Origin of the sequence: Endozoicomonas euniceicola (assembly GCF_025562755.1) — a bacterium.
In the GTDB taxonomy this organism is placed as follows: Bacteria; Pseudomonadota; Gammaproteobacteria; order Pseudomonadales; family Endozoicomonadaceae; genus Endozoicomonas_A; species Endozoicomonas_A euniceicola.
Genome location: NZ_CP103300.1, coordinates 634,290 through 659,730, shown reverse-complemented (window position 1 = coordinate 659,730; position 25,441 = coordinate 634,290). Strand labels below are relative to the sequence as shown.

General features: G+C 49.7%; 15 protein-coding genes. 13 read left to right on the top strand and 2 right to left on the bottom strand.

What is annotated here, in order from left to right; all coding sequences use genetic code 11:
- Positions 1 to 75: 75 nt before the first annotated feature.
- The 13 genes from aspS (at position 76) to NX720_RS02420 (ending at position 24,086) form a co-directional block, all read left to right on the top strand.
- Entirely contained in the window at positions 76 to 1,857 is a 1,782-nt protein-coding gene (gene aspS / locus NX720_RS02480) for an aspartate--tRNA ligase (RefSeq protein ID WP_262599167.1), read from the top strand.
- 89 nt (positions 1,858 to 1,946) lie between these two features.
- Positions 1,947 to 2,693, top strand: a complete 747-nt coding sequence (locus NX720_RS02475) for a YebC/PmpR family DNA-binding transcriptional regulator (protein ID WP_262568341.1) — start codon at positions 1,947 to 1,949, stop codon at positions 2,691 to 2,693.
- Positions 2,694 to 3,105: 412 nt separating this feature from the next.
- Positions 3,106 to 3,600 (top strand): hypothetical protein, encoded by a 495-nt coding sequence (locus NX720_RS02470; protein ID WP_262599166.1) that lies wholly within the window; start codon positions 3,106 to 3,108, stop codon positions 3,598 to 3,600.
- 228 nt (positions 3,601 to 3,828) lie between these two features.
- A complete protein-coding gene (locus NX720_RS02465) occupies positions 3,829 to 6,615 on the top strand; it encodes a COG1470 family protein (protein WP_262599164.1) in 2,787 nt (928 codons plus the stop codon).
- A 122-nt stretch (positions 6,616 to 6,737) separates the two neighbouring features.
- On the top strand, positions 6,738 to 12,722 hold the full coding sequence (locus NX720_RS02460; RefSeq protein WP_262599163.1) for a hypothetical protein: 5,985 nt from the start codon (positions 6,738 to 6,740) through the stop codon (positions 12,720 to 12,722).
- A gap of 170 nt (positions 12,723 to 12,892) precedes the next feature.
- Positions 12,893 to 13,321 (top strand): OmpA family protein, encoded by a 429-nt coding sequence (locus NX720_RS02455; RefSeq protein ID WP_262599162.1) that lies wholly within the window; start codon positions 12,893 to 12,895, stop codon positions 13,319 to 13,321.
- Positions 13,311 to 15,893 carry a COG1470 family protein gene (locus NX720_RS02450; RefSeq protein WP_262599161.1) on the top strand — a complete coding sequence of 861 codons (2,583 nt, stop codon included), beginning with the start codon at positions 13,311 to 13,313 and terminating at the stop codon, positions 15,891 to 15,893. The genes NX720_RS02455 and NX720_RS02450 overlap by 11 nt, the downstream gene beginning before the upstream one ends.
- 28 nt (positions 15,894 to 15,921) lie before the next feature.
- The gene (locus NX720_RS02445) at positions 15,922 to 19,902 is read left to right on the top strand and encodes a choice-of-anchor L domain-containing protein (protein WP_262599160.1); all 3,981 of its coding nucleotides are present in this window, start codon (positions 15,922 to 15,924) and stop codon (positions 19,900 to 19,902) included.
- A 284-nt stretch (positions 19,903 to 20,186) separates the two neighbouring features.
- The gene (locus NX720_RS02440) at positions 20,187 to 22,415 is read left to right on the top strand and encodes a TonB-dependent hemoglobin/transferrin/lactoferrin family receptor (RefSeq protein ID WP_262599159.1); all 2,229 of its coding nucleotides are present in this window, start codon (positions 20,187 to 20,189) and stop codon (positions 22,413 to 22,415) included.
- A 198-nt stretch (positions 22,416 to 22,613) separates the two neighbouring features.
- Complete coding sequence (locus NX720_RS02435) at positions 22,614 to 22,874, top strand: type II toxin-antitoxin system ParD family antitoxin (RefSeq protein WP_262599158.1); 261 nt, start codon at positions 22,614 to 22,616, stop codon at positions 22,872 to 22,874.
- Positions 22,852 to 23,166 carry a type II toxin-antitoxin system RelE/ParE family toxin gene (locus NX720_RS02430; RefSeq protein WP_262599157.1) on the top strand — a complete coding sequence of 105 codons (315 nt, stop codon included), beginning with the start codon at positions 22,852 to 22,854 and terminating at the stop codon, positions 23,164 to 23,166. Before NX720_RS02435 ends, NX720_RS02430 begins: the two co-directional genes overlap by 23 nt.
- 246 nt (positions 23,167 to 23,412) lie before the next feature.
- Positions 23,413 to 23,766 (top strand): type II toxin-antitoxin system RelE/ParE family toxin, encoded by a 354-nt coding sequence (locus tag NX720_RS02425; RefSeq protein WP_262599156.1) that lies wholly within the window; start codon positions 23,413 to 23,415, stop codon positions 23,764 to 23,766.
- Positions 23,763 to 24,086, top strand: coding sequence for a helix-turn-helix domain-containing protein (locus NX720_RS02420; protein ID WP_262568332.1), 324 nt, complete (start codon positions 23,763 to 23,765; stop codon positions 24,084 to 24,086). The genes NX720_RS02425 and NX720_RS02420 overlap by 4 nt, the downstream gene beginning before the upstream one ends.
- A gap of 149 nt (positions 24,087 to 24,235) precedes the next feature.
- Here NX720_RS02420 and NX720_RS02415 read toward each other — a convergent pair whose 3' ends face one another.
- Together NX720_RS02415 and NX720_RS02410 are read right to left on the bottom strand one after the other, a co-directional pair.
- Positions 24,236 to 24,520 (bottom strand): transposase, encoded by a 285-nt coding sequence (locus NX720_RS02415; protein ID WP_262601704.1) that lies wholly within the window; start codon positions 24,518 to 24,520, stop codon positions 24,236 to 24,238.
- A 9-nt stretch (positions 24,521 to 24,529) separates the two neighbouring features.
- Positions 24,530 to 25,408, bottom strand: coding sequence for an RNA-guided endonuclease InsQ/TnpB family protein (locus NX720_RS02410; RefSeq protein ID WP_262599155.1), 879 nt, complete (start codon positions 25,406 to 25,408; stop codon positions 24,530 to 24,532).
- Positions 25,409 to 25,441 lie beyond the last annotated feature (33 nt).

Genomic DNA, 25,441 nt, shown 5'->3' with positions numbered 1-25,441 from the left:
TTGATAGTCTCAGGGGTTGTGCCTCCCTCAAGCCCTGTTGAATCCGAATTAACCCCCCCTGTTTCGAGGTATGTTATGCGCAGCCATTATTGCGGCGAACTGAATCTCTCCCATAACGGGCAGGAAGTGACCCTGTGTGGATGGGTACACCGCCGCCGCGACCATGGTGGTGTTATCTTCCTGGATATGCGTGACCGTGAAGGCACCACCCAGGTCGTTATCGACCCTGACACTGAAGAAGCATTCGCGCTGGCTGACAAAGCCCGCAGCGAATACGTTCTGAAAATCACTGGTCTGGTACGTCCGCGTCCGGAAGGTACCGTCAACCCAAATATGAGTACTGGTGAGATCGAAGTGCTGGGCAGGCAGGTTGAAGTCCTGAATGAAGCTCAGACACCGCCATTCCAGATTGAAGGTTACACCGACGTTGGTGAAGACGTTCGTCTGAAGCACCGCTTCATCGACCTTCGTCGTCCGGAAATGCAGGAAAAACTGATCCTGCGCAGCAAGGTCACCAGCGCGGTTCGTAACTTTATGGACGGTGAAGGCTTCCTGGATGTTGAAACACCGGTTCTGACCCGTGCGACTCCGGAAGGTGCCCGTGACTACCTGGTGCCAAGCCGCACCCATGAAGGCAAGTTCTTTGCATTGCCGCAGTCTCCTCAGTTGTTCAAACAGTTGCTGATGGTGTCCGGTTTTGACCGTTACTACCAGATCGTCAAGTGCTTCCGTGACGAAGACCTGCGTGCTGATCGCCAGCCAGAATTTACCCAGATCGATATCGAAACATCTTTTATGGATGAAGCGGGTGTGATGGGCATTACTGAAAACATGGTGAAAAAGGTATTCAAGCAGGTTCGTGATATCGAGCTGGGCGAATTCCCGCACATGACATACGCTGAAGCCATGAGCCGCTATGGTTCTGATAAGCCAGACCTGCGTATCCCGCTGGAACTGGTGGACGTAGCGGACCTGATGGCTGGTGTTGAATTCAAGGTCTTTAAAGGCCCTGCTGAAGATCCAAAAGGCCGTGTTGCTGCCCTGAAAGTACCGGGTGGTGCAGAACTGTCCCGTAAACAGATCGACGACTACACCAAGTTTGTCGGCATCTACGGTGCCAAAGGTCTGGCGTGGATCAAGGTGAACGAGATTGAAAACGGTGCCAATGGCCTGCAGTCTCCTATCATCAAATTCCTGGGTGACGACGTGACCATGAAGATCATGGAACGTCTGGAAGCGAAGAACGGTGATATCGTTTTCTTCGGTGCGGACAAAGAGAAGGTGGTCAACGAAGCTCTGGGTGCACTGCGCTGCAAGCTGGGTGAAGACCTGAACCTCTACACCAGAGAGTGGGCACCTCTGTGGGTTATTGACTTCCCGATGTTTGAGGAGACCGACGATGGCAAGCTGACGGCTCTGCACCATCCGTTCACGGCACCCACCTGTTCCGCGGAAGCGCTGGCTGCTAATCCGGCTACGGCCCTGTCCCGTGCTTACGATATGGTCATCAACGGTTATGAAGTGGGCGGTGGTTCCGTTCGTATCCACCGTGAAGAGATGCAGCAGGCGGTGTTCAACGTTCTGGATATTCAGGAAGAAGAACAGCGCGAGAAGTTCGGCTTCCTGCTGGACGCCCTGAAATACGGTGCGCCACCCCACGCTGGTCTGGCCTTCGGTCTGGATCGTCTGGTGATGCTGATCTGTGGTACTGACAACATTCGTGAAGTGATTGCCTTCCCGAAAACTCAGTCTGCGGCCTGTGTGATGACCCAGGCTCCCGGCGAAGTAGATGGCACTCAGCTGCGCGATCTGAACATTCGTATCCGTCGCGATCCGGCGTCTGCGACCAGTCATTAAATGAACGACCGGACTTTATTCATTCGCTGATTTTGTCAACAATGTGAATAAAGTCCGGTACGCAAAAATTGAGATAAAGGGTATTTCCTATGGCAGGTCATAGTAAATGGGCCAATATCAAGCACCGTAAGGCGGCTCAGGACGCCAAGCGTGGCAAGATCTTTACCAAGATTATCCGTGAGCTGGTGGTCGCGGCGAAGCAGGGCGGTGGCAACATCGAAGATAACCCGAAGCTGCGTCAGGTGGTTGATAAAGCACTGGGTGCGAACATGACCCGTGACACCATCAACCGCGCCATTGCTCGTGGTGCCGGTGGTGATGACGATTCCAACATGGAAGAAGTGACCTACGAAGGTTACGGTGCGGGTGGTATCGCGGTACTGGTTGAAACCCTGACCGATAACCGTAATCGTACCGTTGCAGAAGTACGTCATGCTTTCAATAAGCACGGTGGCAACCTGGGCACTGACGGCTCTGTTGCTTATATGTTCGAACGTCGGGGTCAGATTTTCTTCGACGACAGCATTGAAGAAGAAGCTCTGATGGACGCGGCCTTGGAAGCAGGAGCTGAAGACATCGTGACTAACGACGATGGTTCCTTCGAAGTAGTAACCGACTGGACCGAGTTCATGGCGGTCAAAGATGCGCTGGAAGCAGCAGGTTTTACTGCGGCTGCAGCGGAAGTTGCCATGGTGGCCGACGTTCAGACCGAGCTGGACAAGGACGGCGCAGAGAAAATTATGAAGCTGGTGGATCGTCTGGAAGATCTGGACGACGTGCAAAACGTTTACACCAATGCTGATATCCCTGCTGAAATCATGGAGCAGCTGGGCTGATTTTCTGATTGAGCGAAGTGTCAGCGCTGGTGAATATTCCCGCAAGCCAGCCTGATGCTTATTAAGTACATATTTTTATTGTATATGCAGATTGTCAGCAAGTTGTCAGGTGGTGGTGATTTAAACAACTCGTCGTTTAATTGGCCAATAGTAGTTATTCAACCTGTAAAGCCTGAGTTCTTTTGTATGTGTGTTTGCGGTATTTGCTTATATAAAGATTATTACAAAATTTTTACTATCCCTTCCTAACATGAAATATAACCTTAAATTACATAATTGTTTTTAATTAATTAAATGTTGTCGTATGTATGAATGAAAAACAGCCAGCATAAGAAACGGATTGTTTATTTATTCATACATTTTGCATAACTCTGACACTTTATTAATTATATAAGTCTTCTGGAGCGTAAAAATGGCTATGCAGTTGAGTTTTTTTAATAGCGCTGTTTTAACTGTTGTCGCTTTATTAAGCATTGGTAATGTTCAGGCAGAAGAGTTGTTGGATTCCAGAATGGAAGCCTTCCTGGTTGAAAACCATGAGGGCAGGGAATCTCTTCACGCAGCCTCGGTGGCCGAGCCCGGCAATGTACTGGAATACCAGCTTACCTACACCAGCAGGGCGACAAAGCCTCTGGCCATGCAGTACATCTCTGTTCCCATTTCCCCAAATACCGTCTATCTCAGGGGCTCTGCCAGCGTTTCCGCAACCAGTGAATTCCAGGTCAGCCTGGATGGTGGCAAAACCTGGAGCAGTGAGCCTGTTAAACGACAGATAAAAGATAAAGGGGGCAAGCTTCAGGAAGTAGTAGTGCCTGAATCAGAATACACCAACCTGCGCTGGCATGAAAAAAGTGATATTGCTCCCGGTGCTGTTAAACAGTATCACTACCGGGTGAAGGTTCTGTAACTCAGCTATCGGTTAACAGTTTAACTACTTCTTTGTTTAGACCTGTAAGTGCTTGGAGGCGAGTGCTTGCCTGATTTTGTCTGGACGGCAATGGATATTGAGTGATTTTTTGGGGGAATCCTTTCGCTTAATTACGCCTCAGCAATCTTTTTTTGATTAATCAATAGCGATTAATAAACCGTTCATTTTTTCAACACACGCTCACACTGATTGAGGATTAAAACGTCAATGTTTAAAGGGCTACAAAAACAATTATTCCCGGTATGGGCGTGGGCCCTGCTGTTAATGGGAATATTAGGGGCGGCCACCGTTCAGGCCGCCACCACCCCGGCAGGGACACAGATTAAAAACCTGGCAACGGTTACGTATCAGGATGCCCTGGGTAACGAAAAGACCGTCCACTCCAATGAATCGGTGGTTACGGTTGCTGAGGTTTATTCTGCGGAACTGAAAGACAACCAGACCAAAGACGGTGCGCCGGGGCAACTGGTGTATTTTGCTCATCAGCTGATCAATAAAGGTAATACCGGGGATGAGTTTACCCTGAAGATTGTCAATCCGGATTCGGCACTGGATAAGGACAGCCTGAAGATCTACCACGATGCCAATGGCAATGGTCAGCCTGATTCTGGTGAGCCTGAGGTTAGAGATGACATGAAGGTCAAAGTCGCTCGTGGAGAAACCGTCAACCTTGTTGTGGCAGCCAGAGCGCCTGCGAATGTAGCCAATCCCAGTTACGAATTGACCTTACAGGCAACAGCTGAAGGTGATCATAACTCGTTTGGTGGTCAGAAAACTGCGGCGAACACAGATACCATTAAAATATCCAACGGTACGATTCTGGTTTCTTCCAAAGAGGTGATTTCCCACGATCAGGAAACCGGTGAGGTCAAATACCGAGTCCAGGTCATCAACAATGGTGCTGACCTGAAGAACGGCGGTGCAATCTATGACTTCTTCCCGAAGTACCTGAAATTGGCCGGGCTTAATCAAAAAGAAACAAGCGACAGCCGTCTTGAAAATATCGAAATTACTAAAAGTAATGACTTGATAGCTGAACTGCCCACTGGTGCAAAGTACATCAAGGATAATAACCATGATGACGGTATGAGAGTTCGCATTAAAGAACTGAAAAAAGGCCATACCGTAGCTTTTGAGTTCACAGTGAAATATGAAAAAGACAAAGACGAGAACGGTCAGGCAGGCTATAGCTTTGAAGCAGGAACAGTGCTGAAAAACAAGGCATTTGTTGGATTTGGCGGTAAGGATGGCGAACGTTGGAAACAGCATGTAGAAACCAATACTGTTACAGCAAGACTGCCCCAGGTTGCCAAAGTTGTTGCCAGAAACAAAGATGATTCCGGCGACACTGAAACCGTCAAAAGTGCCGCTCAAGGTGAAGTGGTTCAATTTATTAACACCATCACCAACCTCGGTAATGGTACTGATACCTTTAACCTGACGGTTAAAAATGTCCCAGACAGAGCTTTCCCTGAAGGCACCATTTTCTCCTTGTGGAATGAAAAGGGTACCGTATTGCTTACCGATACCAATAACGACGGCATAATTGATACCGGCGAGCTGAAAAGTGTATTGGCAGCCAAAAACGGCGAAGGCAGTAATGTTATTCGGATAATGGTAAAAGCCAAACTGCCTGGAAAGAATAAACGTGACCAAGACTTTAGGGCGGAGCTGACGGCAACTTCTGTGGTGGATGTTACTGCTCAAGGCACAGTTACCGAAGTGTTGCAGGAGATTGCCGAACTAGAAAAGAAAATTGATGTGGCGAACTATCAGTTCGACGAGGCGGATAAGGATGTTGATTTTAAGGGTGAAAAAATCGATGTAAAAGACTTCTTTAAGTCTGACGCGAAAGACGATTACCACCCCGGTGGTCAAATCACCTCCATCATTAACCGCAAATCAGGGCAGATAGCGGAGTTTGGTCTGTTTGTTGCTAACAAATCCAGCGTCTCTGACAGCTTTGCCCTGACATCATCAGGCGCTGATACCACAGGCTGGAAAGTGACCTTCCACCATCAGGGCATTGTTGATAGCGATAATAAACAGCTGGAGCCAGCCACAGGCCAGCAGATCAGCACTACGCCGCTGTTACCGAAAAACACGGTGATGAAAGTGCTGGCAAGGGTCGAAGTGCCTGAGTCTGCGAAAGCCGGTGATTATGAAATTGAGTTTGACGCCAATTCTACTACTCGTAGCGTGATGGGGAACTTCACTACCAACCAGATCACGGTGAAGAAAAGCCCAGTTCTGATCTTCTCCCCTCCCGGCGTTCAAACCATTGAAGCGGGCGGTGTTGCTCACCATCAACACATTCTGGAGAACAAGGGTAACGTTGATCTGAATATCACCATCAATGGTAAGAAAGGTCAGGGTATGGATAGCTGGAACTACAGACTTCTGGAAAAAAGTACCCAAACCCCAATCGACAACATTGTTATGGCCCTGAAACCGGGGAGCAAGGTGGAAGTCACTGTTGAAATCAGCGCCCCGGCCAACGCTGCCGCTGGTCAGACTTTCAACCTTGAGCTGACAGCTGAGGATAAAACGATGAGAGTTAAAGCAACTCTGGTCGACTCAACCACCGTTATCAGCAGCCAGCTGGATGCAGTTAAGCAGGTAAAAGTGCTGACAGGCAAGGGTAAAGACGATGCAGCCATCATTGCAGAAAGCAAATATCTGACGACGACTGACTTCCAGACCAACGCCGCAGAAAACGCCAGGCCAGGTGAAGACTACGCCGTATGGCAGATAGTTGTGACCAATAAAGGCTCAAATGATGCTGAAAATGTGGTTATCAAAGATGCCGCTCCAAACTTCACGACGTATGTCGTTGGATCGGATTATGTGGCTAAAGGCACAGGCAAGCTGGCCAGCAGTTCAACCGGAGCCAACATCCAGTTCAATGTGGGTAAAGGTGCTGATGAGACTAAAGGTGGTATCCTGAAGCCCGGCGAATCCGTCGAGGTTCGCTTTACCGTCAAACTTGATTAACCCCTGATCCAAAGTATTCCTTTCGCTGCCTCTGTGACTAAGAAACAGAAGGCAGCGGGGGGCTTCCTTTGCCCATATCCCAAAGCAGTACCCGTGGTATGACGCCAGCCTTCAATCACAGTATGAAAATAATGCTTGCCCTGTGGCTGATGCTGTTGGCTACCCTGGCGCAAGCCCTCACTCCTGCTGGCACCGTCATTATGGCTCAGGCTGAGGTGGTTTTTTTTGATGTCAAAAATGGCCAGCCTGTAACCTTGCTCTCCAATCAGTCATCCCTGGCCGTAGCCCCGGTGGCAGCCCCGGTACTGGAGCAGAACCAGAACCAGATCGCCTCTCCGGGTCAGCAGGTCTATTTCATTCACAGACTGGTTAATCACGGTAATACCCCGGATCGGTTTAAAGTCGATGCAGCAATGGTTGAGGGTAAGGAGCCGGTTCTGGAAAACCTTGCCGTGTACGAATACAAGGGCGCACTGCCAGCCCCTGACACGCCCCCCTTAACAGAAACCCGTACACTCCGGCATGACGAGTTTATTGAGCTGATTGTTATGGCAACGGTTCCGGTAGCCGCATCCATTGACGATCAGTTTGCGCTGACTGTGTCGGCACTTTCCAGACTCGATGGACTTACCAGCAGTGAAAACGTCGATACAGTCACCGTTGGCAAAGGTGTCGTTCGGTTACATGCAGAGGTTGATAAATCCCGGGCCAAAGCGGACGAGCTGCTGACCTACACCATTCACACCCAGAATGTGGGGAACATGCAGGTTCCCGGTCGCACCCTGATCGTGGACGGTCAGGAAGTTTACGGTATCGCTATTGAAAGTATTCTGCCGGTTTATACCGAACTTAATCCTGATTTCACACCTGTGATCTCGCCGGTTCAGGCGAAGGTTATTGTTTTTACTGAAAACCGGGAGTGGGTGAGTTTTGACCGTTGGGATAAAACGACACCGGTCACGCGAGTCGGTGCGATTGTTCATCCCGACCAGCTGGTCATTGACGATAAACGTCATCTGACCTTTTCTGTCAGGATAGCGAAAGATACCCGAAAAGATACGCTGATTAAGCAACAAGCCTTTATCTCCCTGGATGGCACCAGCGCTGCAAAAGTCTACAGTAATCTGGTTCGGACGACAGTGATTGCCGATGGCAATGAGCCTGAAGACGATATTATTATTCGTTTTATCGAGCCGGCTGATTTTACCAAAACACCGAAATTTACCGGTAACTTTTATCGTGCCGGTCAGTATTACCTGAAGGAAGACAGCGGCAGGCCTCAGTTCGATGTCTATCTGGAGCTGGAAGGCGGCAATTTCAGGGTTTCCAAAGAAGTCGTAGATACCGTTGAAGTCAGTGTTCGCTCAGGCCTGAACGACAACATTCGTGTGCTGCTGCAGGAGACAGGCTCTGATACCGGGCTGTTTCGTAGTCAGTCTCCTCTGCGACTGTTCAGGAATAAGCAGGGTGGTGGTCAGCTGTGTCAGTCTGACAGTCAGCAGCCTGACTATAGCTTGCCCGGCAGTCAGTGTATTTTGCAGTCGGAGCAGAATGACACTCTTACGGCAACCGTCGTTGATCCGCTAACCGACAAGCGTTACCAGCATACCGTTGATGTCAGCCCCCAGGGACGGGTATTCGACTCAAGCAACCTTTCAATGGTAGATGGCGTTTATATCAACCTCACTGACCTGCATGGTGAGCCCGCCATTGATCTGGAAACAGGACAGCCCTGGCAGGGGATGGTGACAGGTGAAGATGGTCAGTTCGATTATCCTCGCCTGGAGCCGGGTCGTTACTTTATCACCGCTTCAGCACCAGAGACGTTTACCGCAGAACCGCCCTACAAGTTCCCGTCAAAAGTCGCACCTGAGAAAATGCCCGGCATGGTTATCAATGAGGCATCCTATGGCTATGGAGGGATGAATGGTGACAAGAAACCCATCACCGGCATTGAAGGCTCTTTTGTTGTGGATAAGCACAGAAGGCTAGCTCATTTTGACGTACCTCTGGACCCGGTGGCTGCGGCCAGTGGCCTGACCCTGGAGAAAGAAGCAAAACAAAAAGAAGTAGCGCCCGGTGAGCTGGTGGCTTACGAGCTGAAAGTTAAAAACAACCTTGATGTCAAACTCTATAACCTGCAAATAAACGACAGGCTGCCCCTTGGTTTTAAATATATGAAAGGCAGTGCTCGTATAAACGGCAAGCAGGCAGACGACCCGGAAGGGGGGGCTGGCCCGGAACTGACCTTCAGGATCAGAACTAACCCTGCCCTTGATACCAACGGTGAAGTCACCATCACTTATGCCCTGAAGGCAGGTGCCGGAGGCATTGACGGTGATGGCATCAATCGGGCAACGGCCACGGCCAGGCGAGATGTTACTGGCCAGACAGTCAGCTCCAACGAAGCCAAAGCCCAGGTCAACGTGGCCATGACCGGCGTGCTGTCGGACAAAGGCATTATCTTTGGCAAGCTTTATGTGGACAAGGACTGCAATAGCCTGCAAACACCGGGGGAGTGGCCCATTGGTGGTGTTCGTCTGTATATGGAAGACGGAACCTGGGTCATTACCGATGAAAACGGCCAGTACAGTTTGATGGGGATTCGTCCCGGTCAGCATGTACTCAAGGTGGATCCGGTGACTATGCCGGATGGGCTGACCCTGAAACCCATCGACAACCGTAACGCTGCCGCGGGAGACAGCCGGTTTGTGGATATTGCCCCCGGCGAAATGCACCGGGCGGATTTTGCGGCACAGTGCCCCACTGGTGATTACCAGACAGTGTTCGACCAGATCAAAGCCCGTAACGAAAGCATCAGCGGTGAGTGGTTGCTGGATGACGCGGCAAAATACAGTCGTTCACAGCGCTCCGATAAAGCGGATAACACTGGCGACCTGTCTCACGGTGTGGTTCGTGCGCCCACTAATAACAACGATAATCAGAAGACAACTGACGCTAACACAGCATCCATTAACGCCCGTTCCAGTAATACAGGCTCTGAGCAGACCAACGTTCAATCAAGCATAAAACCAGCCTCCATTCCAGTCCCCGACGAGGCGGTGAAACAGATTACCAGGGAGCAGGCAGTAAACGGTGACTGGCTATGGCCTGAAAACGCACAGGCCGATGGTCGTTTTATGGCCGTGGTTCGTGCCGGTGTTGAGCCATTGTTGTACGTCAATGGCGAGCCAGTCAGCCATGACCGGCTGGGCGAACAGATGCTGAACAGCCGGGAACAGGCACAGTTAATGGCCTGGTACGGCGTTGTCCTGGAAGACGGTGAAAATCAGGTAGAGGTCAAGACGACGGATATGTTTGGCAATGAGCGCATTCTTGCCAGCGGGATCTTTACCCAGTCAGCCGCTGCTGACAGCATCGCAATTAAACCGGCAGCAGAGACTCTGGCAGCCGACGACGGTCGCAGTTTGCTTCCGGTCACTATAAAGCTGTTGGATAAAAATGGTCTGCCAGCCAGGGGCGTATACTTTGTCACCCTCGAAGCCTCTGCCGGACGCTGGCATGAAACAGATATCCAGGATCAGGAACCGGGACACCAGGTGCGGGTTGACCAAGGGGAGCTGACGGTGAATCTGCGCTCCGGCAATACTTCCGGCCCTGTGACGCTGCGTGCGTCTACCGGAGAGCTGAAATCGGATGCTCAGATTACCCAGGTCGCTGCTCCTCGACCCCTGATTGCGGCGGGCCTGGTAGAACTGAATGCCGGACACGGTCGTGTCAACGGTGCTTTATCAGAACTGGATTCCATTAAAAACGGCTCCAGCACCGATGCCAGGGCTGCTCTGTTTATGAAAGGGGAAATTGCTAAAGACACTCAGCTGACCCTGTCTTATGACAGCAAAAAGGCTAAAGATACAGAATTGTTCCGGGACACCAATCCGGACGATTATTATCCTATTACCGGGGACGCCAGCCAGAAAGGCTACGAGGCACAAAGCCGCAGTAAGCTCTATGCCAAAGTTGAAAAAGACCGCAGCAGCATTATGTGGGGCGATTACCAGACAGACGCCCACAGTTCTGAGCACAATCTCGCTAAAATTCAGCGCAACCTGAATGGTGTTAATGCCATTTACGATAACGGCGACACCCGTATTCACGGTTTTGCCGCCCGTCCGGAAAACAGCCACCGTACCGAAACCCTTCAGCCCGATGGTACAGCCATGAACTACCGGTTGCAGGGTGCGCCCATTGAGCGACACAGTGAAACGGTTGTTCTTGAAGCCTTCCATCCTGACAATCCGGGTCTGGTTATAAACAGCGAAACCATGAGCCGGGGAAGCGACTATACCCTTGATGAGTTCAGCGGCTATCTGAAATTCAGCAAACCGATTCACAGTCGGGATGATAAAGGCAATGTTCAGCGAATCCGGGTCTCCTATGACCTCAGGGACGGAGGCGAAGCCTATACCGTAGCCGGTGTACGGGCAGAACAGACCATTAATGAACAAATGAAAGTGGGAGCCAGCTATACCCGCAACGAACATACGACGGAAGGCAGTGACCTCAGCGGTGCCTGGGTGGAATATAAACCGTCAGAGAAAACAACCATTGCCGTTTCAGCGGCGCATATGACCGGCAAATCACCGGTTAACGGCAGTAGTGACAAAAGTGCAGTAGAAAACGTTAGCGGAGATGCAGCCCGGGTCAAACTGAAGCATAAATGGAACAGCGCATCCGAGACAGAGCTGACCTGGGCCAGGGCAGACGAAGGCTATAAGAATAGCGCCAGCGGCATTTCATCAGGCCGGGAAGAGACCCGTCTGAAGCACAGACAACAACTGACCGATAACACCAGCCTGCGGGCTGAAGCGGAAGTCAGTCAGTCACTGGATAACAATGGTTCTTCCCAGGGCGATAGCCTGGGGGCTTATCTGGATCATAAGGTGGGTGATGGCTGGAAGCTGTCAGTGGGTAGTCGTTATATTCGCCAGCGCAATGAAAACGATAACGACCGTTACGGCACCGGACAGGTGGGGGCGGAAAAAAGCTTCAAGCTGTTGGAGAAGGACGCATCGGTCAAGGCTGAGTATGAGCAGGCTCTGACCAATTCCCGCAAGCGTTTCGCCCTGGAAACTAACTGGAAAGTTCATGAGAAAGTAAGCGCCTACGGTCGTGTTGAGCGCGATGAAAACCTGAGTCCGGTGGCTTCGGGCAGTGACCGTAACCAGTTCTCTGTGGGTGTTAAAAGCGAATGGCTGCCGAAAACCAAAACCTATTCTGAGTACCGTATGCGTGGGGCGACGGATGGCAAAGCCATGGAGTGGGTAAACGGTGCCGATACTTCTGTCACCCTGACCAAAGGGTTGACCATCACCCCAAGCCTTGAGGTGATCAATACTGTCAGCGGCAAAGGTAATAACGACGGTGTTGCCGTGTCTATGGGCGTTCAGGACAAGCGCCATGCCAACCAGCGGGCCACGGGGCGAATTGAATACCGCAACGGTAAGTCCCAGAACTATTATGGCCTTGATGCCGCCGTTGCCCGACGCCTGAACCTTGACTGGAGCGGACTGGTCAGAACCCGGTTCCGGCTGGAACAACCCAAGGCAGAAGACGCCAGTTGTCGGGAAAAACATGCCCTGACCCTGGGGCTGGCCCGCCGCCCTAAACAGGACAACACCCAGCATGGTCTGTACCTGTATGAATGGAAAAAGGAACGGGGTATGAATGCGGCGGATAACCGTACCGTCCATTTAGTGTCTACTCACCAGAACCGGCAGATCGATAAAGACCTGACCATGTCCGGTCGTATCGGCAGTAAATGGGTATGTACGACTCTGGAAGATTACCAGTACAACAGTCAGAGCTGGGTCAGTGATGCCCGGTTAACCTGGAACCTTAATCGCCGCTGGGATCTTGACCTGCGTGCCGGTGTACTGGGTGTTGATGGTACAGACAGTCTGCGCTGGTCCGCTGGCGCAGGTATTTACTACCTGGTGGTGCGCAACCTCCGTGTTGGTGCTTACTACAACGTTGTTGGTTTTTCTGATAAAGACCTTGATAGCGAGAAATACAATGCCGAAGGCGTTCACCTCAGTATGCTGTTCAAGTTTGATGAATCCCTGTTTGGCTGGTTTACCTCATGACGCCTTTCTTTATAAAACAAGAGTTAATAACACACGAGCTCCTTACTCGATGCAATCGACTGCAACTGCTTGCCTTACTGCTTTTATCAGCACTGCTTACCGGCTGTGTCAGTACAGAAGAGCTGTATGCTGAATACGACCTTCATATGTGTCCGGTGGTGGAGCCATTAATGCAGTCACCTGCACCTGTTTTCAATCTGAGGTGGCACAGTGCGGTGTATTTCCCCTACAACAAAACTGCAGTGACCGAAGAAGAGTCCCTGAAGCTGCAGGATAACCTTGAGCTGTTAACTGAGTATTCTGATTACCGGGTGGTGCTTCGGGGCTTTGCGGACAGTGTGGCTACCCAGCGTTATAACCTGCCTCTGTCTGAACGACGCTCGAAGTTTGTTGCAGACTGGTTAATGGATAATGGTGTGGCGGCAGTAAGAATTCAACAGGTGGGCCTGGGTAAAGATCTGCTGTTGATTGCTCCGGCAGAAGGTCAGGATGAAGACGTCAACCGGCGGGTAGAGATGCTGTTACTCGACGCAGAAGGCAAGATCGTCGCGCTGGAACAGCCTTTGGATAGCAGGGAGCCTGAATCCGATGACGATTAGATATTGCCTGTGCCTGCTTCTGCTCCTCTCTGCCGGGGCAAAAGCGGCGGCACCGGTGGGTTTTATTATCAGAAGTCAGGCGCAAGCCAGCTTTGTTGACGAGTTTGGCGTACAGCGTTCAGCCACATCCAACGAAGTGGCTACCCTGGTTCAGGAAGCACCCGGCGTCAGACTGGAACAGAACCAGAGTCGTCTGGTGGTCAGTGGCAAAGCTTTTGTATTTCCCCACGTCCTTACCAATACCGGTAATGTAAGCACCCGCTATCAGCTTGAGGTTCCCGATACGGGCGGTATCAATGATATCCGGTTATTCAACGACCAGAGCAATACGGGACAGGTTGGCAACCATCCGGAAATCACGGGGCTGGTGTCATTAGCACCGGAGGAATCCCTGCATATTCTGGTCAGTGGTACAGCGGCTTCAGCCAATACATCCCTGACCCTGAGGGCTGTAGTCAAAGAAAATGACCGTTGCCAGCCCGACAGCCATGAACAATACCGTTGCCTTGATGAAAACAAAGATACTCTGGTGGTCGGACAGCAGGCTGTCTACAACCTGAATAAACAAATGACCCCGACAATGGCGTCACCTGAAGAGACTGTTCAGGTCGAACTCAACTATGAGCGTCTGGACAAGAAGGTTGATAGCAGTCGGCTGATAGCCATTGATGTACTGCCTGAAGTGATGACACTGGATCCCGCGAGAAAGGTGTGGAGTTGTGATAGCCAGGGTTTAAACTGCAGAGCGTTAAAATCCCCCATAGCAACAGGCGACGATGGCTTTGAAGTGAAACCGGTGACTGTTGATGGTGTTAACCGGCAGGAAGTGAAAATCCAGCTGACCGGGCATCAATCGAATAAAAAGGGCATCATCAAATTTTCAACCACCATTAACTATGGCTTTGCTGGACAGACATTTTTTAACAGGGCGGAGTATTACTCCCTTAATGAAGACGAAAAGCAGGTTTCTAACCGGGTGCCTGTACATATAAAAGGGGCAGGAGTGACTGTAAATGGAAGCCGTTACCGTTCGTTAAAGGATTCGGGTGGGGTTGTTATCGTACCCTCAGCAGAATTCGGAGGTGTGGTTGAATTTATTAACTATGTCTGGAATACCGGTAGCCAGTCAGCTGACTATCGGGTGTATCCCGACATAGACGGAGGAAGTAACACTTTTCCACCGGGCAGCCTCTATTCATTGTGTAAAAGCAATGACGACAGTAGTTGTACGACTTTCAAAGACTATCCGGAGGTTTCTGTCCGTGAACTGACACCCGGAAAACATCAGACTGTCAGGCTGCGGGTAAAGTTACCGGTTGATATTAAACCTGAACATATCCGCAAGGATGGTTATAACATCCGGCTAAAAGCGGAAGATGTTGGCAATAAAGCAGTCCATGATGATGTCCTGAACCTTCTTGGGCATATTAACGATGGCACTCTGGCGGTGGACCTGACCTTTGGGCAGCCGTTAAAGGATAATGTCAACGCCCCCGGCAAGGGGCCCGGGCCAGAATCCAGCCCTCTTAAAACCATTACAGCAAAACCGGGTAGCCGCGCTCTGCTCGAAACGGTTTTTGTCAACAATACCGGCAAAATGCCCGACAGTTATAACCTCCGTCTGATGGCTGCACCGGGAAGCTCATTACCAGAGGGGCTGAAAATACAGTTCCTTAATCGTTACAATCGCCCCATCTCGAATACTGGTGTGATCAAAAGGAATGGGGAGACACCGCTAAAAATAGCGTTTGATCTGCCCGGCAAGGTAAAACCAGGGCAATACTCAATGTATATTGAAGTCAGGTCGCCCGTCACTGGTAAGCAGGATAAGCTGCACCTGGGCGTGAATATCGTAGCGTCCGAAGGACTGGTGCTGGAGCCCAATGGTGAAAGCACGGTGGCTCCCGGTAGCTTTGTGACGTTTTCCCACCGACTGGTCAACACTGGTCATGGAGATATTAAGGGTATCAGGCTGGTCGTCAGCGATGACCAGAGCTGGAAACCACTGGTTTATCAGGATAAAAACGGCGATGGTCAGATAGCTGACGGTGAGTCAGTCATTACCGATCCTGTGGAGGTTGCCGCTGGTCAGGTTATGCATCTGGCTGTCAAAGTGTTTGCGCCTGCCAACGCTCCCCAGGGTACCCGGGAAACCATTAGCCTGAAGGCTTGCTGGCGTAACCGGGAGGGGCAGGATCAAACTCTGGCTGTGCTTGATATCGCCACGGTGGACAATACCCATGTGACCATTGTTAAAGAGCAGGCGCCCTGGGATTGTAAGAGCGTACTGCCGACCCACTTTTCAAAGGATCACTTTCCGGCCAGGCCGGGAACCTGTGTCGTTTATCGACTGACTGCCAGCAACCTTGGCTCTCAACGCATTCAGCAAGTGGTGATTCATGATGCAGCTCCGAACTTTACGACTTTTTGTGAGCAGTCAGGGCTGCCAAAAACCCAGGGTCGGGTTCCGGGGCAGATTTATTCCAGCGGACAGGGAATCAGTGCCAGTTGGTCAGATGGGTTAATGCCGGGCGAATCCGTTGCCCTGTTTTTTGGGGTTCGCATTCAATAGCTTCGTTGGTATACAGGGAGTAAATTTCATGGCAGTCAGTTTTTGTTCCAGTCAATTATTCCGTCGTTCTCAGTGGCGTTATCTGTGGCAGCTGATGGTGTTAACGCTGCTTATGTTGTTTGCTCTTCAGGGTTGGGCCAATATCAGGATTGATTCTGCCGGGAGCAGTGAAAAAAAGATTGCAGACACCATCAGGCAGAGTCTGCTGGGACCGGGGGTAGAAATCAGCAATGTTAAGCTGGTCAGATACAGTAAAAGCCGGGTAGGACTGTTCTCAAATGGCGGCAGTGTTCCTGACTTTGATATTGAAAAAGGACTGGTGTTGTCAACCGACAGCGTGAAAAAACTGAAGGGCAGTGCCAAAAAACAGTTTAATGAAAGGCAGGTTGATGAGGAGCGTGGTGGTGAATCCGACAGTGAGACTTTTTCGTCTAAGTATCAGGACGCAGACCTGAGAAAAATCATGGGCTCTGACATCAGGCAGTATGACCTGCTGGTGCTGAACTTTGACCTGAAACCACAGCGGGACAATATTACCGTCGATTTTCAGTTTGGCTCCGATGAGTATGAAAAGTTTGTGGGGTCACAATACGTCGATGCCTATGGTTTTTTCATCAGCGGTGAGGGTATCAACGGGGAGTTTACCAATGGCGCGGTTAATATTGCGACGCTCCCCAACGGTGACAGAGTGTCAACCAACTTCGTTAACCATGGGGACTGGGGGGTATTTTGTAAGCACGAGAAAAATAACGAGAATTGCAAAAAGATTAACCATAATTTTTTCAATACCCATTACTATCAAGGCAATGTTCAGAAAGTTGGAAAAAGTGAAACGCCGAGAAAAACAGACCGGATAAAATTGTTTGGCTGGACAAAAAAAGTCCGCAGTCGCCTCCCTGTTGAATCCGGTAAAACCTACCAAGTTAAAATTGCTATTGCTAACGGCACAGACAGCAAATTTGATAGCAGCGTGTTTATCGAAGCCTTCAGAAGCCAGCGCAAATTCAGCGGCACCGTGTTTGATCACAGAACCGGAGTCGTCGACAGAAACAAAATAACACCCTTTGCCAACGCCAGGATCCACCTGTTTAACGACAAGGGTCAGGTAGTTCAAACAACAAACACCACAAAAGCTGGCGAATATGCCTTTTTTGTTAATGATGCAGGTGCTTACACGGTGGCGGTAGATGCTGCCACTGTTGGGCCTCGTGCTGATATCCTGCCGGAACAAACCTGGGCAGGCGTCGGCGCTGTTTGCGCAGATGGTCATGGTGGCACCCGAACGTTGAAGCAGGCCGGTTATTGTTATGGCGGAAAAAACGCGGGAGAAACTGACCGTATAGGAGCTAGTCCTAATCGGGATAAAGCCCAGCATATTATCCATATACCAGCTGGAAACGCTGACGGCAACCATCTTGATTTTGGCTTTAGCTACGAGGTGGTGACTCATGCAGGCGATACCGGCCAGGGTAGCCTGCGCCAGTTTATAGCTAACGCAAACTTCAGAAAAGCGCTGAACATGCTGTTTGTGCCAGCGGTTCCTCAAAATAATGAACGTGGCTGGAAAATCACACTGGCCAGACCGTTAACGGCGTTACGTATCCCCAACACGATCATTGATGGCAGAGCCCGGAATTTTGCGCAACCGGAACGGGAAGCGTTAACGGCAAAAAACGTCCGAACCGGGTACAGCGCTGGAATAAATCACTACCCGTTGAGTGCTTTCCGTAGCCCTGATCTTGAGATCGCAAGCTCCGGAAGCGGGTACATTATTCTGCTGGAGGCTAACGGTCAAACGCTGAAAAACACAGCCATAACCAGTCCGGTATCAGTAGGCCAGAGTATCGGAGTTAAGGTAAAGGAAGGCGTTTCAGGCATTCAGGTCAAGGACAACTTTATTGGTGTGAATTACAGCGGCCAGCCTGAAAAAAATCATACGCTCTATGATGGCATTGAAACGGGTTCCCGCAGCAGCGCAACCATTACCCACAACCTGATTATGGGAGCCCGCCTTACCAGTATGAATTTCAAAGGCTCCGGTCGTATTGAATACAACCTGATTCTGGATAATGGCACCAGCAGTCTGACCAGCGATGGCATTTCACTGCAAAGTTCATCTCCCACTGAAACGGGCAGGAATGTCTTTGTCACTAAAAATCATATTAACGGTGCTAACGGCGTTGCCCTTGAAAGCTGGCGCTTTATTAAGCCTGAGCGGTTGTATATTACTGACAACACTCTGTCTGGTGGTGGGCGCGCTCATCAGTCATCACGTGGTGAAGGTGCTGGTCTGCGTTTGCAGGCACGGTCCGATGGCGGCGACAGGGTCAAGGTGTCCGGTAATCTGATTGAGAATAATAACGGGCCGGGGGTTGTGATCTCGAATATGGATAATGCATCGAGCCGCTCTGCCAGAGGCAACTGGATTATTGGTAACCAGTTCAGGAACAACCGCGTCAATGGCGTGGATATGCCCATTGATCTCTCGGTGACAACCGTGACCGGCGATGGCCCTACTGAAAACACCGGCAGTTACGAAGACGGCTGGCCCAACCGGGGTATTGATACGCCGGTTATTCATCATGCTTACATGTATGACGATAAACTGGTGCTTGAGGGAGGCGTGATGAATGAGGCGATTTCCCCGGTAACCGTTGAGTTTTATAAGAAGACAGGGGGGGAATATTGGCCCTTGTTTATACGTTCAGAAAACGACATGCGCACCGGAAATGATGCTGAAAACCAGTCCAGTTACGGAGCCCGCTATCGTGGCAACGATGGCAAAATGCTGGAGAAAAAACGGTTTCATATAGAACTTCCACTGCCTGACGCAAAGGTAAAAGACGGTGATCAGATAACCGCTACCCTGGTTGACAGTCAGAGAAATACCTCTGAATTTGGCCCTGTAACAACCGTTGTCAGGGCGGGAAAGGTTCGTACCTCGTTATGGCATGACCTGAACGGCAATGGTAAGCGGGATCCGGGGGAGCCGGGAATTGCCGGGGTTAAAGTAGAGCTATCTTATTTTGATAAAAAATTATCAACGCTCTCTGTGGTAGAGGTGCTCGAAACAGACAGGGATGGAACGTTTAACGTTGATGGCGTTCCGGCGGGGGAATACCAGCTAAATGTAATTCCCGGACAGCCAGCGCTGTCTGGTTACCAGCTGTCACCCGGAGGCAAAAACCCGGCACCGGTTAAGGTTCAGGCGGGTCAGTTATCCAGAGTTGGTTTCAGTTATATTGAAGGTACTCCTGAATTAGACTTTACGATTAACCATCGTCGTGTTGTTATTCCCGGCACAGCCGTCAGTTTTCAACACCGGCTTGTCAGTTCCTTTGACGGCAACGTGGTTCTGAAGCCTGAATGGATCAGTGAGTCCGACCAGCAAAGCGTTGACTGGCCCATTGGGTTAAAACAGGTGAACTGTAATGGGGAGTCTGACGGCGGTTCTCCGATATCAGCCCCCCTTGACCTGAAAAAAGGGCTGCCTGTTTGCATTCAGGCCAATAGTTTTGTACCGGCCAATGCGCCCTACGGTTTACAGGCATTAATGAATATTACCGCTGAATTCCGAAAAAGTGGTCAGGTGTCGGATGAGCCACCATTGGTCGCCAGAGTGCAGAATCACCTGACGGTTTCCGATCAGAAAAGCGATCAGCTGGCATTAAAAAAATGGGTCGAGAATATAAGCCTTAAAGAGGGTAAAACCACCTCGAACAAGGCCGGTTCCGGAGATATTCTGCAATACACCGTTGAATTTACCAATGCGGGTGCAACGCCACTGACACAGCTCGATATCATTGACAGCACACCGGCTTTTACGACGCTGGCCGAGCGTATTCATTGTCCGCAAGTATTACCGGATGGTCTCACCGGTTGCGAAGACGTGTTGCCCGGAAAGTCTGAAAACAGTGTTGGGTATACCGGTAAGCTGATCTGGCGCTTTTCTGGCAGCCTCTTACCTGGTCGAACAGGGAAGGTTCAGTACAAGGTAAGAGTGGAGTGATATCAGGCGGCGGCTAATTTCAAGCATAATGATAATGATTTGCATTGGTCTTACTGATTGGCTAGTATATTCCGCGCTGTGGAGCAGGGATGTTCAAAGCTATCTCCTGTTACATTGCTATTTGTTGGCTATTTTAGCCACGTTCAGGTGTCTGAACAGTGAATCGTAAAAAAAGGATTCGCCTGGTCAGGTACCTTTTGTCATTGTGGGCTGACAGAGGTTAGTCAGTACCACAGAAGTCGACAACCGGCTCCCGCACGGACGCCAATACTGATAACGCACACATGAAATTTTCCAAGCATTCCCTGGCTCTGGCTATTATGGCGGCCTCGGTTTCTGTTGCCCACGCACAGGCAGAAACCTCTTCTGATGATCACTCCGGTAAACACTATCAGCCAACCCTGCTGAATCAGGTGACGGTGTCGGCTGCTCGTACTGAAAAGCAGTTGAAAGATATCGCTGGCTCTGTCGTTGTGGTGGATGAAGAACAAATTGAAAAGAACATGGCGACCGATATCAAGCATCTGGTGCGTTATGAGCCGGGGGTGACGGTTGGCTCTGATGGCCGCAATGGTTCCGAAGGCTTCAATATCCGGGGCATGGACGGCAACCGGGTTAAGATCATGGTGGATGGGGTCGATCAGCCTCAGCAGTTCAAGCCAGCTGGTCCCTACCAGCGTGGGCAAAGAAACTTTATTGATGTGGATTCCCTGAAAGCGGTAGAAATTGTAAAAGGGCCATCGTCCAGTCTGTATGGTAGTGACGCTATTGGCGGTATCGTGGCCTTCCAGACTAAAGACCCTGAAGATTATCTGAAGGCAGAAGGTGATGATACCGCAGCTTCCATCAAAGGGGCTTACACCAGTGCGGATAAAGGCTTGGCAACCACTTTTACCCTGGCGAACCGTACCGGTGATCTGGAGAGCCTGCTGATTTATACCCGCAGGAATTATAACGAAACTTCGACTCATAGTGGTCTGGATGTCAACGGTGAAACCAGAGGTAAGGCCGACCCCATGAAGTTTGGTGGTGGCAACCTGTTGGGTAAGTTGCGTTATCAGTTAAACGACAACCATCGTATTGGTCTGGACGCTGAGTATCAGGAAACCAAAAGCGATGTGGAGTTGAAGTCTGGTGTTGGTCTGATTCCAGTGGTTATGACCGGAGATGACAAACGTCAGCGTAAGCGGGTTAGTTTCTCCCATGAATGGGATGCCTCGCTGGTGGCCTTTGACAGCATGAAATGGCAACTGGACTGGCAGGACTCTCAAACACGACAAAATACTCATATTCCAGCCTACGAAAAGCAAATTTTACCACCTCCATTTGATCCCACAAAGTTCAATGCCCGTAACAAGGACTATCTCTATCAGGAAAAATCCCTGAAACTGGCCACCCAGTTTGAAAAAACATTTACTACTGGAGATATCAGTCATCATCTCATTTATGGTGCGGATGTCCGACAAGTAAAGACAATTAATGAAAACACTACCCATGATTTGAAGACTGGTAAGCCTACCGACGATACTTATATTCCCGGAGTAGATAACCAGACTTATGGTTTGTTTGCCCAGAATGATATGCAGATCACCAAGCGATTTAAACTGAGCCCGGGCTTGCGTTATGACAGTTACCATTACAAACCTAAGGGTAAGCTGAAGGACGGAACGACAGCGAATGATAAAAAAGGCAGCAAACTGACCGGTAGGTTGGGTGCCATTTATGATCTGAATGACAACGTGTCGGTATTTGGTCAGCTCAGCCAGGGTTTCAAGGCTCCGGGCTTATATGAAACATATTTCAACATGGACACTAAGGGGAAAAACAAACATCTGGCTAACCTGGATCTGAAGCCGGAAGAGAGTAGTTCCATTGAGTTTGGTCTGCGTGGGGATCACAATTTTGTCAGCTTTGAGCTGACTGGCTTCTTCAGCCGCTACAAAAACTTCATTGATGAGGTGAAAAAAGACGGTGGTATCTGGTATCCCTTTGGAATTTCCCAGTATCAGAATATCGCCAAAGCCGAAATCAAAGGGGTCGAGTTCCGTGGACAGCTCTGGCTGGATGATGCCCTGAATGCGCCAACAGGAACAAGCTTGAGAACCTCCATTGCCTACGCCCGGGGTAAAAACAAGGAAAATGGTAAAGCGCTGAACTCGGTAGCCCCTCTGACTGCTGTATTTGGTCTGGGCTATGACGATGTTTCCGGTGACTGGGGTGGTGAGCTTGCCTGGACCCTGGTGAAAGGCAAGTCGAATTCTGATATTGACGAAAGTGATGTCATAGATATTACTAAAAAACAGTTCAACCCTGCCGGTTACGGCATCGTTGATCTGACCGCTTACTACCACCCAATGGATAACCTGACCCTGAGAGCCGGTCTGTTCAACATCACTGATAAGAAGTATCACCAGTGGCAGAACATCCGGGGTCGTAACACCGACGACAAAGGACTGGATCGTTACACCCAGCCGGGTCGTAACTTCTCCGTCAGCGTCAAGTGGGATATCTGATCACCCTGCCACCATTCACGCTTGTGCAGCAGTCGCAAAAGGCTGTACAAGTGTGAAACAAACTCTGCACCATCATCCCCGCGCAGGCGGGGAACCCCTTCCCCAACCTTGCCTTACCCTAATGATTTGTCCGAATAATGGATGATTCGCCAGAATGTACTAATATGTGTTATCAAATAACACAAAAGGTGAGCCGTTATGAGCAGAACCACATCCGTTACATTAGGTCAGCACTTCGATGAGCTGATTGCCGAGTTAATCCGGCAAGGTCGTTTCCAAACCGTTAGCGAGGCCGTAAGAGCCGGGCTGGCATTACTGGAAAGAGATTACGAAGAACATCAGGCCAAACTGCAGGCTTTAAGGCATAAGGTAGAAGAAGGTCGTAACAGCCCGATTGTTGAAAACTTTGATATGGATCACCTTCTGGATCAGTTGCATGGGAAGCGTAATGTCGGCTAACTACACGGTTCGCCAGAAAGCACAGGAGGATGTAGCAAGTATCTGGCTTTATACGGCAGGACAGTGGGGAGAAGAACAGGCCGACCGGTATCTGAAGAAAATCAGGGATAAATTTGAGTGGCTGGCAGACAACCCCAGGGCAGGACAGCGTAGAAAAGATATTGATCCTGACATTTATGGGACACCAGTGGGAATACACCTGATCCTTTACGATGTTATTGACGAACAGCCGGATATTATTGCAGTGATCCATCAAAGTTCAGATGTTAAAAACTGGTTAAAAGCCAGATAATTGAATAACAAACGCCTTCGGGCGTTTTTTTTGACCTGAAAACCAACTTTTAGTAAATCACCCTCCTGTATTTCTGACAAAAAGCAGCATCAGTGGCAGAACATACGTGGACGCAATATAGACGACAAAGGACTGGATCGTTACACCCAGCCGGGTCGGAACTTTCATATTTGAGAAGACTTTTCTTATTCGCAGGGAACTATTCTGAGCTAGAATGTACAAAATTTTATACGCAGTGCTAGACTATTGAGTAACGAAAAGCCGATAAAGTGGATGGGAAGTGCTCTGGATGACCTGCTCCAGTTTCCTGATCCGGCTAAACGAGAAGCGGGTTACCAGTTAAGCCGTATACAGAATGACCTGGAGCCGGAGCACTGGAAGGACTTTAAAATGGTTGGCGCAGGGGCGAAGGGAATCATCATTTCTGAGGATGGTGATGCTTTTCGTGTAATGTATGTCGCCAAATTTGAAGAAGCGGTATACGTACTGCACAGTTTTCAGAAGAAAACCCAGCAGACCAGCAAGCAGGATAAACAGATCGCCAGCCGACGTTATAAACAAGTTGTTGCTGAGCGTAGTAAGAAGAGGAAAGGCGGATGAGTAAACGGATTATTGGTCATACGACCCCTACAGGTGGCAATGTATTTTCTGACTTGGGATTCTCCCCTGAGGAAGCTGAGAAATTAAAAGCAGACTCAGATCTGAAAATCAAAGCAGATCTAAAAATTCAGCTGATGACAGAAATTACGAAGACCATTCAGGAGCGCCACCTGAAACAGGAGGAGGCGGCCCTGCTGATGAATGTAAACAGACCCAGAGTCTCTGATGTGATGACAGGAAAAGCCAGCAAATTTACTATTGATGCATTAGTGGTAATGCTACAAAGGCTAGGAAGGTCTGTAATCCTGAAGATTGCCTGATTCTGCGCACTCAACCATAAAGCATCAGTCGGCAGGCGCTGATCAAAACATGGATCGTCGGCATGATCAGGAATCAGCGTTCCTGATCATGCCCCGCCATCATCATTGAGTGACTGCTCCCCACCCTATCGGGTGAGGCTTCTGATTTCTTAGGCAGCAACCGACAGTCTGCCGGATTTACGCAAGCCTCCATCAGCAGAAACGGACAGTCCTTCCGCCTTTAATTTCAATATGCCTTGCTTCTTGATATTGCGAGCTGCATTAATATCCCGGTCATGGATAGCACCACAGCTACACTCCCATGATCGGATTCTCAATGGCATTTTTTCCTGTTTCAAATCGCAGACTGAGCAAGTTTTAGAGGATGCAAACCACTGGTCTATCTTCACCAGATGTTTACCTTCCTGCTTTGCCTTGTATTCGAGTTTGGTTATCAGTGAGTGCTAGCCAGCATCAGCAATAGAACGAGCAAGACGCTTGTTCTTGAGCATGTTTTTAACTTTCAGTGTCTCCACAATCACCGCTTGGTTTTCGTCGATGAGTTGTTTTGATAGCTTATGCTGAAAATCATTACGGGCAAAGGCTACACGCTCATGCGCCTTTGCCACCAATAAACGGGCTTTGTGCCTACCTTTTGAGCCTTTCTTGCAGCGAGATAGAGCCTGTTGTTTTCTTTTCAGGTTACGTTGTGCTTTTTTCAGAAAGCGAGGATTGCCAGTCTTATGGCCGGTACTGGTGATAGCCAGATCAGCAATCCCCATATCAACACCGACAACCTGATTAGCTTCAAGATTATCAATCTGTTTTGGTTGTTCCTGGGTATCATCAGCCAATATGGAGGCAAAATACTTGCCGGTTAGCGTTCTGCTCAGGGTGATAGACTTCACCTTACCCACTATTTCACGATGCACTTTAGCCCTTATGGGCTTGCACTTGGGGATTTTTATCCAGTTATCGCCCACAGAGACAGACGTACAATGGTAGCTACTTTGCTTGCCATGCTTTTTCTTGAAGCGAGGAAATCTTGCCTGCAATTTGGGATTGAAAAAGTTTTGAAAGGCCGTATCCAGATTGATAGTGGCCTGTTGCAGTGCAATAGAGTCAGCGTTTTTCAGCCATGAGTACTTTCGGCTTTTCTTGGCTTTTGCCAGCAAGGGCTTCAGGTGTTTTTTGGGAGAAAGGCTCTGCCCACGAACCTTGTAATAATGAACCTTAATAGCCAGGGCCTTGTTCCATACGAACCGCACAGCATCAAACTGACGGTCGAGAAATTCCGCCTGCTCTGATGTTGGATAGATTCGTACTTTGGTGGCTCTCAGCATGGAACGTTATTTCAGTGCTCATTAATATAAACT

What these genes read in the sequence shown, in the direction of transcription:
- NX720_RS02410 (WP_262599155.1), bottom strand. Translation starts at nt 25,408, where the DNA reads ATGCTGAGAGCCACCAAAGTACGAATCTATCCAACATCAGAGCAGGCG.
- NX720_RS02455 (WP_262599162.1), top strand. Translation starts at nt 12,893, where the DNA reads ATGCAGTCACCTGCACCTGTTTTCAATCTGAGGTGGCACAGTGCGGTG.
- NX720_RS02440 (WP_262599159.1), top strand. Translation starts at nt 20,187, where the DNA reads ATGAAATTTTCCAAGCATTCCCTGGCTCTGGCTATTATGGCGGCCTCG.
- NX720_RS02450 (WP_262599161.1), top strand. Translation starts at nt 13,311, where the DNA reads ATGACGATTAGATATTGCCTGTGCCTGCTTCTGCTCCTCTCTGCCGGG.
- NX720_RS02475 (WP_262568341.1), top strand. Translation starts at nt 1,947, where the DNA reads ATGGCAGGTCATAGTAAATGGGCCAATATCAAGCACCGTAAGGCGGCT.
- NX720_RS02435 (WP_262599158.1), top strand. Translation starts at nt 22,614, where the DNA reads ATGAGCAGAACCACATCCGTTACATTAGGTCAGCACTTCGATGAGCTG.
- aspS (WP_262599167.1), top strand. Translation starts at nt 76, where the DNA reads ATGCGCAGCCATTATTGCGGCGAACTGAATCTCTCCCATAACGGGCAG.
- NX720_RS02430 (WP_262599157.1), top strand. Translation starts at nt 22,852, where the DNA reads ATGGGAAGCGTAATGTCGGCTAACTACACGGTTCGCCAGAAAGCACAG.
- NX720_RS02445 (WP_262599160.1), top strand. Translation starts at nt 15,922, where the DNA reads ATGGCAGTCAGTTTTTGTTCCAGTCAATTATTCCGTCGTTCTCAGTGG.
- NX720_RS02470 (WP_262599166.1), top strand. Translation starts at nt 3,106, where the DNA reads ATGGCTATGCAGTTGAGTTTTTTTAATAGCGCTGTTTTAACTGTTGTC.
- NX720_RS02420 (WP_262568332.1), top strand. Translation starts at nt 23,763, where the DNA reads ATGAGTAAACGGATTATTGGTCATACGACCCCTACAGGTGGCAATGTA.
- NX720_RS02465 (WP_262599164.1), top strand. Translation starts at nt 3,829, where the DNA reads ATGTTTAAAGGGCTACAAAAACAATTATTCCCGGTATGGGCGTGGGCC.
- NX720_RS02460 (WP_262599163.1), top strand. Translation starts at nt 6,738, where the DNA reads ATGAAAATAATGCTTGCCCTGTGGCTGATGCTGTTGGCTACCCTGGCG.